Consider the following 19,271-nt stretch of genomic DNA (forward strand, 5'->3'; position numbering starts at 1 on the left):
TTAACCTCTTTCATTCCCTAATAAGGGCTTATTAACATGTTTACTCCGGGGAGCAATTTGAAAAGTAATGGATTCCTTTCACCAACCGGAAACTCTCTAATACACTTACCATTTCAAATCATATCCCAGACGCGTTTTATTATAGACTCACTTCCAGTTAAAATCAACGACCGAATTCTTGTTTTTGTCGTTCCATTCGGTGTTGACGTTGACGCGCCCGCTTTGCTTTACGTAACTTGTGTCGTTGTTCTTGTTTTGCCTGTTGACGGGCCTCTTCCTTAATTTTGTTCCTAATTCGTTTTTTGTATCCAGGCTTAACTTTCTTCTTAGTTTTCTTCACAAATCCTTTCATCGTAGGATCTAACGCCTTTTTACGACGCTTATAACTGTGCCGACGATTTCGGTCATAGGTTGTTTTAATGCGACCATTTGTTAATACCTTTGGAGTAAATTTAATTCCACGTTCTTCTAATTTAGAAATTAGGTCATCTTCTGCGGGAGCATAAAGTGTAATGGCCGTTCCCTTCATGTTAGCACGTCCTGTTCTACCGACACGATGAATAAAATATTCCAAGTCAGTAGGAATATCATCGTTGATAATGAGAGATACACCTTCAATATCAATCCCACGAGCCGCTAAATCAGTTGCCACCACATACTGGAATTCCATATTACGAACTTGACGCATCATTTTTTTACGTTCACGTGGCTCTAATCCCCCATGAATCAAAGCAACCTTAAGGCCTTGTTGAGTTAAATAATCGTGGAGTTCAGTGGCACGTTCACGTGTGTTAGCAAATACTAAAGCTAAAAATGGTTCACCCATGGTCAAGAGTTGATAAATCAAGTTATTCTTGTCGCGCCCCTTAGTAGACATCAACCAATTATCAACATTCGGATTTATAACCGTTTCGGTTGGGATTTCCTCAACTGTCGGATTTTCCAGATACTTTTTAAGAAAAGGCCGCAAGCCAACTGGAATTGTTGCTGAAAAAACCATCATTTGCAATTTTTCTGGAAAATGACTGGCAATTTGATCAACCTGCTCTAGAAATCCCATATCTAAAGTCATATCAGCTTCATCAATGACAAATTGTTTTGCCTTGTGAACATCAAGCGCATTTGAATTAATCAAGTCTAAAATACGTCCAGGTGTCCCAATTACCAATTGTGGTTGTTTCCGTTGTAGTTGTTCCACTTGGTGTTCTTTGTCGGTTCCACCAACATAATTATGAATGGTGAAGCTAGGATCAGCATATTTATTTAATTGTTTAGCTGCATTATAAGTCTGGTAAGCCAGTTCTCGACTAGGTGCTGTAATTACTGCTTGAACTTCTTGAAGTTTAGGATCCATCATAGAGAAAATGGGCAGTAGAAATGCATGAGTTTTCCCAGAACCAGTTTGTGATTGACCTACAACATTTTCTCCCTTTAGTATTTCAGGAATCACTCGTTCCTGGACAGGCGTCGGTTGAACAAAATTAATCGCCTTTAAGGCTGGATACAACCATTTTTTTAAATTAAATTCTGTAAAAGTTGTACTCATTTGTATTTCCTCTCATTCTAATTAGTACTGGTAATAGTTTCCAATTCCTCCACGATTTGGTTAATTTCATCAGTATCAGCTGCTTTGGCACCACTTGCGAGAGCATGTCCACCCCCTTGGTGATTCTTAGCTAATTCGTTAATAGCTGGACCCTTAGACCGTAATCGTACTCTGAAGTGACCGTCTTCTTGTTCGACAAAGATTGCCCATGCTTTAACATCTTCAATTTTTCCTGGGAGGGGAACTACAGCTGACGTCCCTGCTTCTGTTAATCCGAACCGTTTTAAAACTTCATTACTTAAAACTACATATGCAGTCCCGCTATCAGAAATTGTTAGATTTTCATATACGTATGCAGATAAGCGAGCCAATGCTACTGATATTTGGTCTTCACGCCGACTAATACCTGCCGCATCCGCCCCATGAGCAATTAAAGCCCCTGCTACTAACATTGTTCTGGCCGTCGTTGCTGGATATAGGAAACGTCCGGTATCTCCAGCAATTCCAGCATACAATGCGTTAGCTGCCTTTGCAGGTAACTTTAAGTCATTAGCAAAGTGTTGATAAAAATCATAAATCATTTCTGAACAACTTGATGCTTCTGGCTGAACCCACATTAAATCACCAAAGGGCTCATCATTTGGGTGATGATCAATTTTAATTAATTTATCACCATTATTAAATCGCCGATCATCAATCCGCGGTGCATTAGCGGTATCAACTACAATTACCAGCGCATCATTGAATTCATTTGATTTTAAGTCATCCATTTTCCCAATCCAATTCAAGCTAGGAAAATCCTTGCCAACTACATAAACCTCTTTATAAGGGAAAGATGCCTTAATTATTTCTGCAAGCCCAACTTGCGAACCAAAAGCATCTGGATCAGGGCGTTGATGTCGATGAATGATAATCTTAGGATATTTTTTGATATTTGCATAAATTTCATCTAGAATTTCCATTGTTATTCTCCTTTTAAATAAAAGATGAAGTTGAAAGAAAAAAGCTGGGATTGCTCCCAGCTTTTCGCACTATTTGGCTGAATCAGTATTCTCACCATCTTCAGCAGAATCCTCAGCCTTATCTTCAGCCTTGATTTCTTGAGGAGCGGCTTCTTCTTTTGGAGATTCCTTAGTATCTGCTGGTTTAGTTTCATTACTTGTATTGGCCTTATTAGCTGATACCACTCGTTGAATGGCAACAAGGTCAAATGTTAAGTAAATACCTTCACAGTCAAGCGTCACTGTTTTTTCCTTTTCGTTAACTTCACTAACAACACCGTGAAGCCGACCAATTGTTACAACGTGGTCCCCCGGACGCAACTTACTCATCATTGATTGATGTTCTTTCCGTTGCTTTTGTTGTGGACGGATCATGAAGAAATACATGAATACAACCATCAACAAAATCAAAATGATGCTTGACATACTTTGACTACCCAAAACACTTCATCCCTTCTAAAAATAATTCACCTTTAAGAATACCAAAGATTACAACAAATTACCACTATTTATCAAAGAGCACATTACGACTTGATACCAATCTCACTTCGTACCTTGTTAAAGTATGAATTTAACCATCTCCAGTTACGCAATCCCAATAAATGATCACCGACTGAACTATGGATATGACTTAAATAATGTAAATATGATAAATTAACTTCGTTTTGAGCGGTTATATTGATTTTATCCTGACTATTTTGGTACTGTTCATAACTCACTTTTTCAATCTGATTATTAATATAGGTTTGTCCTTGATGAGCCATTTCAATGGGAATGCTGGTAACAATGATATCAACACCTGCTAGTAATGCTAGCTTAATTTGCTCATTGCTGGTTGCTGCCAACATCCGTGGCTTGTCGTTTGGCAATATTTCGATCGTTTCGTGGACGATCCTTTGCCATTCAGTTTGTTCATCAGGAAGATTAGTTATTAGATAACCATCTTTACTACCGATTTGCTGATAATTTAATTTTCGCAGCTCTTTCAAACCGGCTCCGCCAATTACACCCCATGAACTTTCGCCTTGCTGTTGCCATTGTATATTTATTTTTAATGCCGTTTTTAAGTCGTCAACTGGTGCGTAGTAATATGCATTTTGAAACAATGGTAATTGAATATCTGCTTGGCCAATTTGTTGCAATTGTTGAGCTTGCTTACCAGTGATTCTTTTATGAGCACCTGAGTACGGCTCCTCATATCGAACACCCAATTCTCCGGCGTTTTTTTTGACTTTCTCTAAGGAGGAAAATTGATCCACAAATGAAATAACAGGCCCCGCCCAATTTAAGAAACTTCCAACCGAATCACATGATTCCAATGTCTGCGTCCCTGGTTGAATGCTTAATGGCAAAATATTAACTGCTAATGATTGGCAACCAATTTCCCTTAGTTCTTCTGAAGTTAATGGACTAACTAACCCATTTTTTGCGTATGGAATCACAGCTGGAGTTTTAATGATTCCACTACTTGTATGCAAAATGCCACTTCTAACGTGCTTATTAGTTAAACTTACCTGTTGAATTTCAAAAGTACTTACCATGTCCATACTCCTATTTTTGGGGATGATACTCTATTCCGAGATGCTCATAAGCAGCAGGCGTGACCATTCGCCCACGCGGAGTTCTGGAAATAAAACCAATTTGCAGAAGGTATGGTTCATACATTTCTTCAATTGTATCAACCTCTTCTCCAATATTTGCAGCAATCGTTTTGACACCAACTGGACCACCATGATAAAAATTAATCATTGTCATCAACATTTTCCGGTCGACTTCATCTAATCCCTTATTATCGACTTGAAGTAACTTTAAAGCTTTAACAACGATCTCATGATCAATTGCAGGTTTCTTTGCAACCTGCGCAAAGTCACGAACTCGCTTTAACAGCCGGTTGGCGATTCGGGGAGTTCCTCGTGAACGAAGAGCTAATTCATGTGCTCCTGAATCCTGAATTCGTACATTAAATATTCGGGAACTCCTCATGATAATTTGATTTAACTCTGTCGCATTATAGTACGCCATGTGTTCCACGATTCCAAAACGATCTCGTAGTGGCGCGGATAATGCACCCGCACGTGTTGTGGCACCAATTAGTGTGAATGGTGGCAATGGAAAATGAACTGGATGTGCAGTAGGTCCTTCACCAACAACGATATCAATATAAAAATCTTCCATTGCTGAATATAGCATTTCTTCTACGACTTTTGGTAACCGGTGAATTTCATCAATAAATAAAACATCACCAGCTTGTAGCTCATTTAGTAAAGCTACTAAATCACCTGGCTTTTCAATTGCAGGACCGCTCGTTGTCTTAATATTAACCCCCATTTCATGAGTAATGACCATTGCTAACGTTGTTTTCCCTAGTCCTGGTGGACCATATAATAAGACATGGTCTAATGCTTCTTCTCGGGATTTAGCAGCTGCTATGTAGACCTGAAGTTCTTTTTTTATTTTATCTTGCCCAATATAATCAGCCAATACTTGGGGACGGAGGCTTGTCTCGATTACATTTTCATCATGACCAGTGGACTGGTTCGACATAATGTTTGATTGATCACTCAATTGCCTGGCCATCTCCTTTCATTAATTCAACAATGACAACCCATGTCGCAAATATTGATCTGTGCTCATTGGCGGTTCTTTAATCAAAGCTTTTTGGGTTCGTTTGACGTCCTTTTCAGTATATCCTAATGCCTTAAGTGCTGCCAAAGCATCTTTTAATTCGGGGTTCATCTGATCATCATTAACTGGTTGATTTGAAATTTGCGGCTCTAGCTTAAACGTCGGTAATAATGCTTCAATTTTATCCTGCAATTCAATAATAATTCGAGAAGCCGTCTTCTTACCAATACCGGGGAATTTTGTGATATAACTGACGTTATTATTAGCAATTGCCTCAACCAGTCCCTGATGGTCAGGATTGGCTAAAATGGCTAAGGCACTTTTAGGACCAATTCCGGAAACATTCAGCAACTTTTGAAATAGTTTTTTTTCTTCGCTGCTATGAAAACCAAATAAGCTAATCGCATCTTCCCTAACCGCCTGATAAATATATACTTTTGCTGGAGTTTCATTAATGTCAAAGCTGTAAGGATTTGCTACCTGCACTCGATAACCAATCCCTTGGACTTCAACCACAATGTAATCAGGTTGAACATCTGTAACATTGCCAATTAAATATTCGTACATTCTTTGCCTCCCTTTTTAATATTCATGATCATCAAAATCATCAGCAAACGGTTGATGTGATTCTTGAATTCGTTTAAACAATTTTTCTAAATCTGTATCAGTGAAATGGATTAACACTGGGCGTCCATGAGGACAATTAAATGGGTTCTCACAAGTTGGAAGCTTCTTGAGCAATGCTTTTGCCTGTAAATCATCCAGCCGATGATTGGCTTTGATAGCACGTTTACAACTCATCATAATTGCCGTTTTAGCTCTAAATTCAGCAACCGTTAATTTTCCATTGTTAATTACCCAATCAATCATTTCACTGGCAGTGTCCTCTTCCTGACCATCGATAAACCAAGTCGGGTGGCTAGATAATAGAAAACTATTTTGACCAAATTGTTCTAGATGAATTCCAAAATCATTTAAAACATCTAAATGTTCATTAATTTTTAATGCATCTGGAACTGAATAATTCAAAACAATTGGATTCAAGAAATTTTGCTGATCATCTGAAACATTACCAATTTCTTTTCTAAATCGCTCATAATTAACCCGTTCTTGTGCTGCATGCTGGTCAACTATATATAGGCCGTCTGAGGCTTGGGCAAGCAGAAATGTTCCCTGGAGCTGACCAATATATTGCAATGTTGGAAAACGTTTGGTTTGTTCATCTGCCTTATCATCAATATCCAGTTGAAGCTCTTCGCTGTGTTGACCCTCCTTTGTCTTATTCACGGTTTCAGTATCAACACCATTATTATCGAACGTTTGTACCTGCTCATTACGATAACGGTTATCAAATTCCTTCATTGACTGCTCATTTAATTCTTGAAGATTATGAACAATAATTGGATCATCGACAGCACTATCGCTACCTCCCGCAGAAGCTGGATTAATCTTATTATCTGGTACAAAGTTCTGTTTAACCTGATCAGAATAACGTTTTGGTCGATATGATTGTTGCGTATCATGAACATTATTAATGGGATTAGGCACAATTAATTGATCCGCTTTGTCACCCACATCCGGAATCAAGTTTTGCTTAGCGATTTGACGACGAATAGTATCACTAATTAATAACGATAGTTGTGGTTCTTTACTTAATCTTACTTCACGTTTTGCTGGATGAACATTAACATCCACTAATAGCGGATCCAAGTCAATGTTAATTACTACAATCGGATAACGTCCCACCATTAACTTTGACCCATATCCATCAATAATCGCCTTCGACAACTGGTAATTTCTCACATAACGATGATTAATGGTAATGGTCATGTATTGGCGACTAGCTCGTGTTAATTCAGGTAAAGAGACGTATCCGCTTATTTGAAAATCATTGTCTTCACCCTGAATTAGTAGCATTTTACGTCCTGCCTTAACACCATAGATAGCAGCAATGACTTGCTGAAGGTTTCCATTACCAGCCGAACGAAACAATTCTTTACCATCATGAGTAAAAGATATTGCAACATCAGGATTTGCCAGTGCTAATCGATCAATGATATCCACCATGCGACTTAATTCTGTATGCGGTGATTTTAAATATTTTAGACGTGCTGGTGTATTGAAAAATAATTCCTTAACAGTAACATCTGTTCCTCGGCGAGCCGGTGCTGGGGCAAAATCCGTCATTTTCCCACCGTGCAAATGTATCATTGTACCGGCATCACCACCTGTTGAAGTGGTCATTAAAACATCCGCTACTGAAGCAATACTGGGTAAAGCTTCACCTCGAAAGCCCATTGTTTGAACTCGGAATAGATCTTGTCGAGTATTGATCTTACTGGTGGCATGCCGTTTAAATGCTTCTTTAACATCATCTTCAGCAATCCCAATTCCATCATCAATAACCCGCAATTCTCCAAGTCCCGCTTTTGTAACAATGATATCAATCCGTTTGCTACGAGCATCTAATGAGTTTTCGACAAGTTCCTTAATAATTGAGGCCGGTCGCTCAATTACCTCACCAGCAGCAATCTGATTTGCTAAGACATTATCTAATTCATGAATTTTACCCAAGTTTAATCACCCTATTTTAGTTTTTGCTGCCACTCATAAACTTTATTCATTACATCCATTGGTGTCATTCCCATTAAGTTTAAATCTTTAATCTGTTTCAGCAATTGAGCATTCTTCTTTGAAAGCTGTGGCTGTGAATCTGTAGGGAACAATTCTAACTGTCCATTTTTTTCTTCTGGTAATTCATTAACCTTTTCAGTGTTCTCAGATGGTTTTTCATTAACTGTTGTAACAACATTGTCTTGTTGATTTTGACCGACTACATGGTCATTTCCATGTTGCCCTTCCAGTTGATTAAGAATCTGATTAGCCCGTGTCAGTAACTGTTGTGGCATTCCTGCCAGCTTAGCAACGTGAATCCCATAAGACTTATCTGCCGGACCGGATGTAACCTTATGCAAGAATATCAGTTCACCATTTTTTTCAGTTGCTCCAACGTGAACATTGTGTAATTTATGCAACTGCTCATCTAATGAGGTTAACTCATGATAGTGTGTTGAAAACAATGTTTTGGCGTGAACATTATTGTGAACATATTCAATAATCGCCTGAGCAAGTGCCATCCCATCGTAAGTTGCAGTTCCCCGACCAATCTCATCAAACAGAATCAGACTATTTGGCGTTGCATGCATTAATGCATTATTTGCTTCCATCATTTCAACCATAAATGTACTTTCACCAGAAACCAAGTCATCCGCTGCACCAATTCTGGTAAAAATTTGATCAAAGATCGGCATATTAGCCTTATCTGCAGGAATAAAGCAACCAATTTGGGTCATTACAGCTGATAGCGCTAGTTGACGCATGTAAGTACTTTTCCCCGACATATTTGGTCCAGTAATCAATAAAATATCTGTATCTTTTCCCATTTTGACATCATTAGGGACATATTCCTGGTGCCCCATAAATTTTTCAACCACTGGATGCCGTCCATTTTTGATCATTAGCTGGTGATCATGATTCAGTTGAGGTCGAACAAAATGGTAATCTTCAGAAACTACTGCAAAACTTTGAAGAACATCCAATTCAGACAAAGCACTAGCTAATGTTTGTAACCTCTCAATTGCTGCTTTAACTTTCTCTCGGACCTCCACAAATAAGTCATATTCTAAAGAGGTGGACTTTTCTTGAGCCCCTAGTATTAACGCTTCTTTTTCTTTCAATTCAGGCGTAGAGAAACGCTCGGCATTGGTTAAAGTTTGTTTGCGTTCATAACGGCCCTCAGGAAGTTTATCTAAGTTAACCTTAGTAACTTCAATATAGTAACCAAAAACATGGTTATAGCCAATCTTAAGATTATTAATACCAGTGGTTTCACGTTCTTTTTGTTGTAGGTCAGCAATCCACTGTTTACCATTATTCATGGCATCACGATATTGGTCGAGTTGGTCATTATAATGATTTTTAATCACTCCACCCTCAGTTACAGAAATCGGTGGATCATCAACAATTGCCTGATCAATTAAATTGGCAATATCTTCCAGTGGATCCATCTTGTTAACCAATTCGTCCAACACTGGTGAATCCATTGTTTCTAGTACATACTTTATTTTGGGAACTTGTTGTAGTGACGTTTTTAATTGGATGAGGTCACGTCCATTGACGTTACCATATGCTACCCGACCAGCTAGTCGTTCCAAATCATATACTTTAATTAATTCTTCTTGAAGATTCTTACGCTCAAAATAGTTATCCAGCAATACCTGAACCTTGTCTTGTCGCTCAATAATTTGTTCTTGATTAATCAGCGGACGATCCAGCCAGCGCTTTAATAGCCGACTACCCATTGCTGTCTTGGTCTCGTCTAATAACCAGACCAGTGTTCCTTGCCGCTTGCCACTTCTCATATTAGTCATTAATTCCAAATTAGTTTTAGAATAATGATCTATCTTCATGAAGGAATTAGGTTGATAAGCCTGAGCAATCTGTAAATGCGCTAACGATCGTTTTTGAGTTGTTAATAAGTAAGAAACTAGAATAGCTACAACGTGTTTCTGATTTTTATCATCTAGATTTTGTATTAAATAACTGACTTCAGATTCTTTAGATATTTCAGGTTGACTTGAAATCAAAATATTGCGCTTTTGCAACTGATCAATCAATGAAGCTGGTAGCTTCTCTAAATGAACCACTTCACGGGTTTGCAAATTAATCAGCTCGTTAATTAATGTTGCCTCACTTTGAAAAGTAGTTGTTTTTAATTCACCAGTAGAGAGATCTGTATAAGCTAAACTAAATGTTTGATCATTAATATAGATCGCAGAAAGATAGTTATTTGTTTGCGCCTGGTCACCTTTCAAATCCATTTGCGTCCCTGGAGTGACTAACCGAGTTACGGCCCTTTTAACCATCCCCTTGGCTTTCTTTGGATCTTCCATTTGTTCACAAATAGCAACTTTATAGCCCTTGTCAATTAAAATGTCCACATAATTTTCTACTGCACGATGTGGTACACCACACATTGGAATAGGATTTTTAGAACTGTGGCTACGACTGGTTAAAGTAAGTTCTAGTAATTGAGCTCCCTTGACGGCATCATCATTAAACAGTTCATAAAAATCACCTAATCTATAAAATAAAAAAGCATCTGGATATTGATCTTTCACTTTTTGATACTGTTCCATCATTGGAGTTAATTTTTTTGCCACGCAAGTCACCTCATTATCCTTTACATAATTAGTTCCATGTTGAAAATAAGTTGTTCAATCTGTAATGAAAAGGACCGGGAATCACACCCAGCCCTGTTTTTATTTAGCATAATCAATGGCCCGGACTTCCCGAATTACCGTGACTTTAATATGTCCCGGATATTCTAATTGGTCCTCAATTTCGTGCTTAATGTCATGTGATAATGCAGCCGCTTGATTATCCGATACTTTATTTGGCTTTACAATGACCCGCACTTCACGTCCTGCTTGAATTGCATAACTATGATCAACACCACGATGCTGATTAGCAATGTCTTCCAGCTGCTTCAAACGTTGGATGTATTCTTCTAATGACTCACTCCGTGCTCCTGGTCGAGCTCCTGAAATCGCATCTGCAGCCTGGACAAGTACCGCGATGGTTGAAGTAGCAGGCACATCGCCATGGTGAGAAGCAATTGTATTAATTACAACAGGGTTTTCCTTATACTTCCGGGTTAATTCAACCCCTAGTTCAACGTGTGACCCATCAACTTCATGATCAATTGCTTTACCAATATCATGTAACAGTCCTGCGCGTTTAGCCAACACTGTATCCTCACCAAGTTCAGCAGCCATGATTTCCGTCAATTTAGCAACTTCAATGGAATGCTGTAATACATTTTGGCCGTAACTAGTTCGATATTTCATCCGACCAATTATTTTAATCAAATCAGGATGCATACTATGAATTCCTAGGTCAAAGATCGTTTCTTCCCCAACTTCTCGTAGTTGAGCATCCATGTCTTGCCGAGCCTTTTCCACGGCCTCTTCAATTCTTGCCGGATGAATTCGCCCGTCTTGAATTAAGCGTTCCAAAGCCATCTTTGCAATTTCACGACGTACAGGATCAAACCCGCTTAATACAACGGCTTCTGGAGTATCATCAATAATTAAATCAATCCCAGTTAGTGTTTCTAAGGTTCGAATATTACGACCTTCTCGACCGATAATTCGTCCTTTCATATCATCATTTGGCAAGTTCACTACTGAAACGGTTGCTTCCGACACCATATCAGCGCCACTTCTTTGAATGGCATTCACAATTAAATTCTTTGCCTTTTTCTCTGCAGTTAACTGCGCGTCTTCTTCGCTTTCTCGAATCATCTTATCTCGTTCAGATGCCAGTTCATCCTTTAACTGGTCCAACAAGAGCTTTTTCCCTTGATCCTTTGTTAATCCAGCAACTTCTTGTAATTTTTGTTGTTGTTGCTTAATTAAATTTGCTACTTGTTCATGATCTTTTTGTACTTGTTCCCGTTTTTCATCTAATTTCGATTCACGCGAACTAATTACGTTTTCACGATCTTCTAAGGCACTATCCTTACGATCTAAAGTGTTTTCTCGTTGAATCAAGCGTTCTTCTTGTTTTTGAACATCTTGACGACGATCTTGTAGATCTTTTTCTACGCCTTCACGATAACGGTGACTTTCTTCCTTAGCCTCCAAAATGGCTTCTTTTTTAGAAGTGGCCGCTTCTTTTTTGGCAGATAAAATAATTTCCTTAGCATTATTTTTGGCTTCCGCAACTTGTTTTTCAACGATCATTTTACGGATTACATAACCAAAAACACAAGCAACAATAGCGATGACGGCTGTCATTATAATTTCCATTATGACACCTCCAAATCAACTATTGAGTTGTGAAATTCATCAATTAAAATTGAATAACGTGTAAAAACACGTACAAAGTTAATTTTAATCGTTGTTTCAAACGGTGTCAATAAATGGATAATGCATCATATATAAAAGCAGAACTGGTCAAAAGGCTTTAACCAATTCTGCTATTTTTATTTATTTTTTTGAGGCTTCTTCAATTGTTTCTTGTTGGCTAGAATTATCATCACCATTAGCTTTTGCCTTCTCTTCTTCGCTAACTGGCATGTTATAGGCTTCCCGTACTTTCGTCATTAAGACTTGCATTTGTTCGGGATGATCCTCTAGCCATTTCTTGGCATTCTCACGACCTTGACCAATTCTATCAGATCCATAAGAATACCACGCACCACTCTTCTTAACGAGATCTTTATCAACAGCCATATCAAGTAATTCACCGGTCTTTGAAATACCAGTACCATACATAATATCAACTTCTGCACGTTTAAAAGGTGGAGCTACCTTATTTTTCACAACTTTAATCTTCGCACGGTTACCAATCACATCTGTACCATTTTTAAGTTGTTCCCCACGGCGAATTTCCATTCTAATTGTAGAATAGAACTTTAATGCACGCCCGCCTGGTGTAGTTTCAGGATTACCAAACATTACGCCGACTTTTTCCCGAATTTGGTTAATGAAGATTGCAATGGTCTTAGTTTTATTAATTTCACCAGAAAGCTTTCGTAAAGCTTGTGACATTAATCTAGCTTGAAGACCCACATGAGTATCACCCATTTCGCCTTCAATTTCGGCTCGTGGAACTAATGCCGCAACTGAATCTACGACGACGATGTCAACTGCACCACTAGCTATTAAGGCATCCGCAATTTCCAAACCTTGCTCACCAGTGTCTGGTTGCGAAAGAAGTAAATTATCTATATCAACACCCAGCGCTTCAGCATATTGTGGATCAAGAGCATTTTCTGCATCAATGTATGCAGCTGTACCACCCTGTTTTTGTACTTCTGCCACAGCATGAAGGGCAACCGTAGTTTTACCAGAACTTTCTGGACCATACATTTCAATTATTCGTCCGCGGGGATAACCACCAACACCTAATGCTTCATCAATCGCTAATGATCCACTAGAAATTGTAGCAATTTGAGTGTCAGCTGCATCACCCATCCGCATGATTGAACCCTTTCCAAAGTTCTTTTCAATCTTCTTAAGTGCATTATCCAATGCAGCTTTTCTTTGATCAGCCATTTTTTTCCTCCTTATCAGGAACCTGATTTAATCATATCAGTTTTTTTTCAAAAAACAAGGAAAAATCGAACCAATGTTCGAATTATTCTGTTTTATGCAATAATAAATGAAGAAGCATTAATAAGCCCAATTGTACACTTTGCCGACGAATCGCTTCTCGACCCATTTTTTGTGATAAGTGTAACTGGCGCTTTATAAGTTGACCATCATATTGAATGCCAACCCAAACCTCTCCTACTTGATGACCATCTAAAGTATCAGGTCCTGCCACTCCTGTAAATCCTATACCAATGTTTGCCCCAGTTTTTTCAGCAGACATTTTAGCCATAGCACCTGCTACTTCACCACTTACTACCCCATATTGTTCAATAAACTCACTGGGGATTCCTAGTAGTTGTGTCTTCATTTGAGTGGCATATGTTACAAAGCCTCCCTCAAAAACACGCGATGCCCCTGGAACCGAACACAATGTTGCTTGGAACAATCCACCAGTTAAGCTTTCCGCCGCCGAAATTGTGTAATGATGACTGGCCAGTCTTTGCACCACTTCTCCAGCTAACGTTATATTCTCACCAGTTCCAAAATAATATTGTCCTAATTTTTCAATAATTACTGAGCTAGCTTTGTTAATAATCTTCTGAGCATGTTCCTCTGCTAAATCATACACAGTTAAGCGAACTTGTGTTTCATCAGGTTGTACATAGGAAGTTGCAATTATTTCTGGATAAGGCTCTAACAGATGATTGATATCATCCATTAATGAGGACTCTGGATAACCAACAAAATGTAAATTGGCACTCATTATTGTCCGACCATTTGTCAGTTGTCGCAGTTTTGGTATCAAGCTATTACTAACCATGGCCTTAAATTCTCGAGGAGGCCCTGGCAGAACAACGAAGGTATGATGGCCTTGAGTAATCATTGACCCTAACGCTAGCCCAACAGGATTGCTTAATGGTTCCCCGCCCTTCAAATAATATGCTTGTCTTATATTTTCTGGTGCTAAATCAACTTGCCGTTTTGCAAAATCGTTTTGAAGTTTAACCCAATAATCCTGGTCTAATTCCAATTCTGTATCTAATGCCGAAGCAACACTGGACATCGTGACGTCATCATCAGTTGGCCCTAGGCCCCCACAAATAAAGATTAAATGAGCCCTTTTCTCAGCCTGCTTAATCGCTTCAATAATTCTGGAAGGGTGATCATCAACAGTGGTCTCCCAATGACTTTTGATGTCCAATTGACGAAGCTGATCTGCTAAATATCTGGCATTGGTATTAGTGATTTGTCCTAAAATAATTTCCGTCCCAACGGAAATAATCTCTGCATCCATAAATAACCTCCTTATTATCTAAAGACGAAAAAAAACTGTGAAATAAATTAATTATTTCAACAGTCTTTTTTCTATTTGAAGCCGTCGGAGAATACTCCTTTTCCCTGAATAAAGTAATCTGCTCCAGAATAAACAGTGAAGAATAAACAAATGTACAACATAATTTGCCCAAATGGAATATTCCAGATTGCAAAAATAGCATTATGTAATAACAAGAAAATGATGGCGATAAATTGCGTTGTTGTTTTGATCTTACCAGGCATTTTGGCAGCCAAAACTTGACCGTTTTGTTCAACAATTAGTAATCGTAACCCAGTAACTGCCAATTCGCGCCAAATGATAATACTGGTTACCCATGCAGGAACATCATGGCTTGCAGTCAAAACAATAAAAGCCGTCATTACTAAAATTTTATCTGCTAATGGATCAGTAAATTTACCAAAATTAGTAACTAAATGATTCTTTCTGGCAATCCGACCATCTAAATTGTCCGTAATGGTAGCGGCAATAAACAAAATTGTGGCTATTAATTGGGCAACAGGTACTGTAGCACCCCAGAAGCTAACACTTCCCCAACCAAATGGTACAACCATCAAAATTAAGAAAAACGGAATAATGATAAGTCTCACAATTGTGAGTTTATTAGGTAAATTCAAAGTAAATCCTCCATAACTTTACTGCCGATTGTTGGTTTGATTTCCATTATTAGCAGTTCTTTGGTTATTAACGCTGCTGTTATTAGTAGTCACTTGACTATTCCTGTTTTGTACCGTCCGATTGTTTTGAACATTACTGGTAGAGTTTTGACTAGCAGTACGAGTGGTGTTGCTTGAACTACTTGAACTTGTGGTAGATCCACCAAACGTGATTGTGATTACACGTGTTGCTGGGTAACGGTTATTGTCAGTGAAATCTAACGTCTGATTACCAATTTTAATCTTGGTGACCCGAGCATTACTTACTCGAATAGTAACAGTGTTAGCGTTCTTAGCTAATACAACAGTCTTCTTATCATTAGCAACCATTGTTTGATTTAAACGGTTTCTACCATCAACGTTCACACTATTAGTTGATGATCCGGTTGTAGAAATCTGTAAATCGGTGTTTTTACTGAGTGGCTTACTAGTACGGTAAGCTACTGTATTGGCATTACGAGAAGACTCAGTAAACTTAATTTTATTATTTTGTTTAGTCTTTTTCTTTGAACTTGAAGATGCCTTCTTTTTACTTGACTCTCCTGAAACAGAAACTGAGCTGCTATCGATTTTGGAAGAATCTTTATGATTTCGAGCAATGGCTGTTACCCAGATAGCAGCTAAAACAATAATGACAATCAAACTGACAATAATGGTTGGTAAATAGCGTCTGATACCATCAATTCGATCAGCCGCTGTCGTTCTCTTTGCACCATCTCGTCGAGTTTCAACCGCTTGATTCAGGTGTTCTGAATAATCTTCTGTTTTAGTTTTTGGCAAATAGTCATCATATTCTTGAAGCAATTCATTGCCATTTAAGCCAACAGTATTTGCATACTGTTTGATGAATGCACGCACATAAAAGTCGCCAGGTAATTCATCAAATTTTTCATCTTCAATTGCAATTAAATATCTTTTTTGAATCTTGGTTGCCTGTTGGAGGTCATCTAAAGTCAAACCATTCGCAACACGAGCATCCTTTAATTTTTTTCCAATATTGAGCTGTTTGTCTTGTTCTTCACTCATTGTAAAGTCCCTCACTCTTCATTATTTAAACCAAAAACTAGTATAGCATATTTACGCTCTTTCAAATCCTAAGAATCTCTTACATATTAATTTGGTTGAATCATAAATTCAGTTAATCTAAACGGAGCAATAAACTGTTGATAGGCCGCATATAAATCTTCCATTGTAATAAAACGTAAAATTTCAATTTCATCAAAGATGTTAATCGAGCCAAACAAAGATGACGAGTAGCGATTAGCAATTGCTTCTGGAGAATTAAGACTCATAATTAATCGCCCTAATGCACCACGTTTAGTGTTCATGAACTCGTCCGTCATATTTTCCAGTTTATCATTTCCCGTCAACAAAATTTTTTGAATTTCTTCAAATAATCGTTCCGGTTCATCGGTATCAGAACTAATTGTAGCAAAATGAAAACCACGTTCCATTTCAAAACTAAAACTGAACGAATCATCGATTAATCCTGCATTATATAGTTGCAAATAATTTTTTGTAGTATCATCCAGCAACATTTCCAACATTAATTCACAAGCAAGTTTGTATTTTAATCGATCTTCATGATTATCAAAGACTCTCAATCCCCTAATTCCGATCATCGCCTTCGGCCTGGTAATCGGCATCACTTCTTTACCAGTCTTGATCACATCTTTGCCATTTGGTTGACTAATTATCTCACCACGTTGAAATTCTTCAAATTCTCCACGATGCAATTGTTCTTCATCCACAATTGAATTCAACGTTGTCTCAGGATCAATATTACCAACCACCACTAATTTCAAATTATTAGGTTGATAGAATGTTTTATAACACTTCATTAGAAGTTCTGGGGTAATCTCCCCAATGCTTTCAACGGTTCCTGCAATGTCGATATGCATTGGATCATTCGGATATAAATGCGCAATGGTTCCTGTATATAATCGTGAATCAGGGTTGTCATTATACATTTTTATTTCTTGACCAATGATTCCTTGCTCTTTCCGAACCCCGGCCACTGAAAAATATGGTGATTGAACAAAATCTAACAATGTTCGTACGTTTTTTTGAATATTTGTGGTACCTGAGAACTGATAACTTGTTTGTGTATAACTAGTAAAGGCATTGGCATCAGCTCCTTGCTCACCAAAAATATCAAATGCATCATGATCAGCTTTTTCAAACATCTTATGTTCTAAAAAATGAGCAATTCCATCCGGTACTTTAGTGATTTGAGTGGATCCTTTAGTAAAAAAACGGTTATCTACCGAACCATAATTAGTTGTTAAAATTCCATAAGCTTTTTTAAATCCTTGCCGTGGAATTAAGGTCACATCCATGCCATTATTTAATTTTTGATGATATACAGTTTGATTAAACTGCTGGTATATCCTCTTCTCCACTATTTTTATCTCCCATCTAGAAAATAAACCGCCTGTAATTTCATTTGTTGAGCCACATTAACAATTTCTGAAATATTAACATCTTCTATTTGCGTAATCTCGTTATTATCAAGCTGCCGATTCATCAAGGCACTCACTAGTTCACGCTCCACTAACCGTGCAGGGTTGTCCTGCCCTAATAGATAGCCGTTGATAATATTCTTTTTTACTCTGTCTAATTGCCGATCATTAATTTTTCCATCTTGTATCGTCATTAGTTGATGCTGAATAAGTTGTTGTGCCTTATCACGATCTTGACTATTAATGCCGGATTGAACAAAGGCATAACCGTTAAACGGTCGATATCCACTCGAAGCATAATATGCGAGGCTAGCTTTTTCCCTAACATTTGTGAACAATAATGAATATGGACTAGCCCCAAATAAGCCATTCATCACTAAAGCAGGGTAATATTCTTTATCTGAAAAATAAATTGGCAGTCGGTAAGCGAGATCTAACTTAGATTGCTGAATATCATCAAAATCATAATCATCCGCAATCTCACTTTTAAGACCCTGTTGATAAAAAATATTCCTACTCAAATTCTGATCACGATCACTAAATTCCCATTCTTTAAATAATTTCTGGTAATGCGGTTCATCAACGTTACCCACAACGATAATATCAATTTGGTCGTTTGCAATCATTGAACAATACGCCTCATGCAACTGGTCTGGAGTAATGCTGGTCAATGCCTCCACAGTTCCCACACTTGGCATTTGCATAATCGAATCATGTGCAAAATAAAGCTGAAGTAGACGCTTAGCTGCTAAATATTGCCTATCATCATTCCATGATTGTAACGTTGCTATCAAATTTTTATTTTGAAGTTGCCAACTCTGTGGTGAGAGTACTCCACCTTCCATCAATGGATGAAACAATAAATCATGCAAAAAGTGAACGGCTTCATTAGATAGATGATGTTGAAGCACATTGTCATTAACGATGTTTAAACTAATTCTTAAATTATGAACAGTACCAATTCTTGTTACATACCCATCTAACTCAGCACCATACATTTCAGATAACCGCCGTGCAACTGCAGTTTGGTCAGGGTATTTTTGCATTCCATTTATTAATAAGTTAACTAGCAAGTTCCGCACAGCACTGTTTTGCTTTGTTTGCTTTGTAGCAAAACTAATTAAAATCCGGGTTGTCGTATATTTATCAGTAGGGATAATATGTAACCTTACACCTCGTGCTAAACTAATTTGCATTCCTTATCCCCTTTTCTCTATTAGTCAATGTATGAAATATCATACGCATTTTTAAATCAAAATACAAGAAACAGCTATATCAAAGTTTTTGCCAACTTCAAAATGACAGGAAGCCCCAGCGTGCTGTTATCAGTACACTGGGGCCCCATTATCTGACCGTTATTATTCTTTCTATCCGTCATTTTCCAAATTAATTGTTTGGTCCAAGATAATTACTATTAGTTCCAAACCATTTTTGATTAATCTTTCTTAATTCACCTGTTTTTTGCAAGTGACCTAAACCTTGGTTA

At 37.9% G+C, this 19,271-nt stretch carries 15 protein-coding genes and 1 pseudogene; all 16 read right to left on the reverse strand.

Features of this window, described 5'->3' with window-relative positions; all coding sequences use genetic code 11:
- Positions 1-163 precede the first annotated feature (163 nt).
- Positions 164-1,546: a DEAD/DEAH box helicase gene (locus H5975_RS01620; protein WP_204784602.1), complete on the reverse strand. Its 1,383-nt coding sequence runs from the start codon at positions 1,544-1,546 to the stop codon at positions 164-166.
- 17 nt (positions 1,547-1,563) lie between these two features.
- Positions 1,564-2,508, reverse strand: a complete 945-nt coding sequence (locus H5975_RS01625) for a DHH family phosphoesterase (RefSeq protein WP_204784603.1) — start codon at positions 2,506-2,508, stop codon at positions 1,564-1,566.
- Between the two features lie 69 nt (positions 2,509-2,577).
- Entirely contained in the window at positions 2,578-2,973 is a 396-nt protein-coding gene (gene yajC / locus H5975_RS01630; RefSeq protein WP_204784604.1) for a preprotein translocase subunit YajC, read from the reverse strand.
- A 98-nt stretch (positions 2,974-3,071) separates the two neighbouring features.
- The gene (locus tag H5975_RS01635) at positions 3,072-4,088 is read right to left on the reverse strand and encodes a tRNA-guanine transglycosylase (protein ID WP_204784605.1); all 1,017 of its coding nucleotides are present in this window, start codon (positions 4,086-4,088) and stop codon (positions 3,072-3,074) included.
- A gap of 10 nt (positions 4,089-4,098) precedes the next feature.
- Positions 4,099-5,091, reverse strand: coding sequence for a Holliday junction branch migration DNA helicase RuvB (ruvB, locus tag H5975_RS01640; RefSeq protein ID WP_428832673.1), 993 nt, complete (start codon positions 5,089-5,091; stop codon positions 4,099-4,101).
- 42 nt (positions 5,092-5,133) lie between these two features.
- Complete coding sequence (gene ruvA / locus H5975_RS01645) at positions 5,134-5,739, reverse strand: Holliday junction branch migration protein RuvA (protein WP_204784607.1); 606 nt, start codon at positions 5,737-5,739, stop codon at positions 5,134-5,136.
- 15 nt (positions 5,740-5,754) lie between these two features.
- Complete coding sequence (mutL, locus tag H5975_RS01650) at positions 5,755-7,746, reverse strand: DNA mismatch repair endonuclease MutL (RefSeq protein ID WP_204784608.1); 1,992 nt, start codon at positions 7,744-7,746, stop codon at positions 5,755-5,757.
- An 11-nt stretch (positions 7,747-7,757) separates the two neighbouring features.
- The gene (gene mutS / locus H5975_RS01655) at positions 7,758-10,394 is read right to left on the reverse strand and encodes a DNA mismatch repair protein MutS (RefSeq protein ID WP_204784609.1); all 2,637 of its coding nucleotides are present in this window, start codon (positions 10,392-10,394) and stop codon (positions 7,758-7,760) included.
- A gap of 99 nt (positions 10,395-10,493) precedes the next feature.
- Entirely contained in the window at positions 10,494-12,044 is a 1,551-nt protein-coding gene (rny, locus tag H5975_RS01660) for a ribonuclease Y (RefSeq protein WP_204784610.1), read from the reverse strand.
- A 180-nt stretch (positions 12,045-12,224) separates the two neighbouring features.
- Positions 12,225-13,295: a recombinase RecA gene (gene recA, locus H5975_RS01665; RefSeq protein ID WP_178659772.1), complete on the reverse strand. Its 1,071-nt coding sequence runs from the start codon at positions 13,293-13,295 to the stop codon at positions 12,225-12,227.
- A gap of 82 nt (positions 13,296-13,377) precedes the next feature.
- A complete protein-coding gene (locus tag H5975_RS01670) occupies positions 13,378-14,628 on the reverse strand; it encodes a competence/damage-inducible protein A (protein ID WP_204784611.1) in 1,251 nt (416 codons plus the stop codon).
- 71 nt (positions 14,629-14,699) lie between these two features.
- Positions 14,700-15,284, reverse strand: a complete 585-nt coding sequence (gene pgsA, locus H5975_RS01675) for a CDP-diacylglycerol--glycerol-3-phosphate 3-phosphatidyltransferase (RefSeq protein ID WP_178659776.1) — start codon at positions 15,282-15,284, stop codon at positions 14,700-14,702.
- Between the two features lie 18 nt (positions 15,285-15,302).
- Positions 15,303-16,349, reverse strand: a complete 1,047-nt coding sequence (locus H5975_RS01680; RefSeq protein WP_204784612.1) for a helix-turn-helix domain-containing protein — start codon at positions 16,347-16,349, stop codon at positions 15,303-15,305.
- An 86-nt stretch (positions 16,350-16,435) separates the two neighbouring features.
- Positions 16,436-17,725 carry an EF-P 5-aminopentanol modification-associated protein YfmH gene (yfmH, locus tag H5975_RS01685; RefSeq protein ID WP_204784613.1) on the reverse strand — a complete coding sequence of 430 codons (1,290 nt, stop codon included), beginning with the start codon at positions 17,723-17,725 and terminating at the stop codon, positions 16,436-16,438.
- Between the two features lie 5 nt (positions 17,726-17,730).
- Positions 17,731-18,981, reverse strand: a complete 1,251-nt coding sequence (yfmF, locus tag H5975_RS01690) for an EF-P 5-aminopentanol modification-associated protein YfmF (RefSeq protein ID WP_204784614.1) — start codon at positions 18,979-18,981, stop codon at positions 17,731-17,733.
- A 190-nt stretch (positions 18,982-19,171) separates the two neighbouring features.
- Positions 19,172-19,271: pseudogene (locus H5975_RS08670) on the reverse strand (transporter substrate-binding domain-containing protein); the annotation flags it as partial.

This window comes from Limosilactobacillus coleohominis, from assembly GCF_016901675.1.
Taxonomy (GTDB): domain Bacteria; phylum Bacillota; class Bacilli; order Lactobacillales; family Lactobacillaceae; genus Limosilactobacillus; species Limosilactobacillus intestinavium.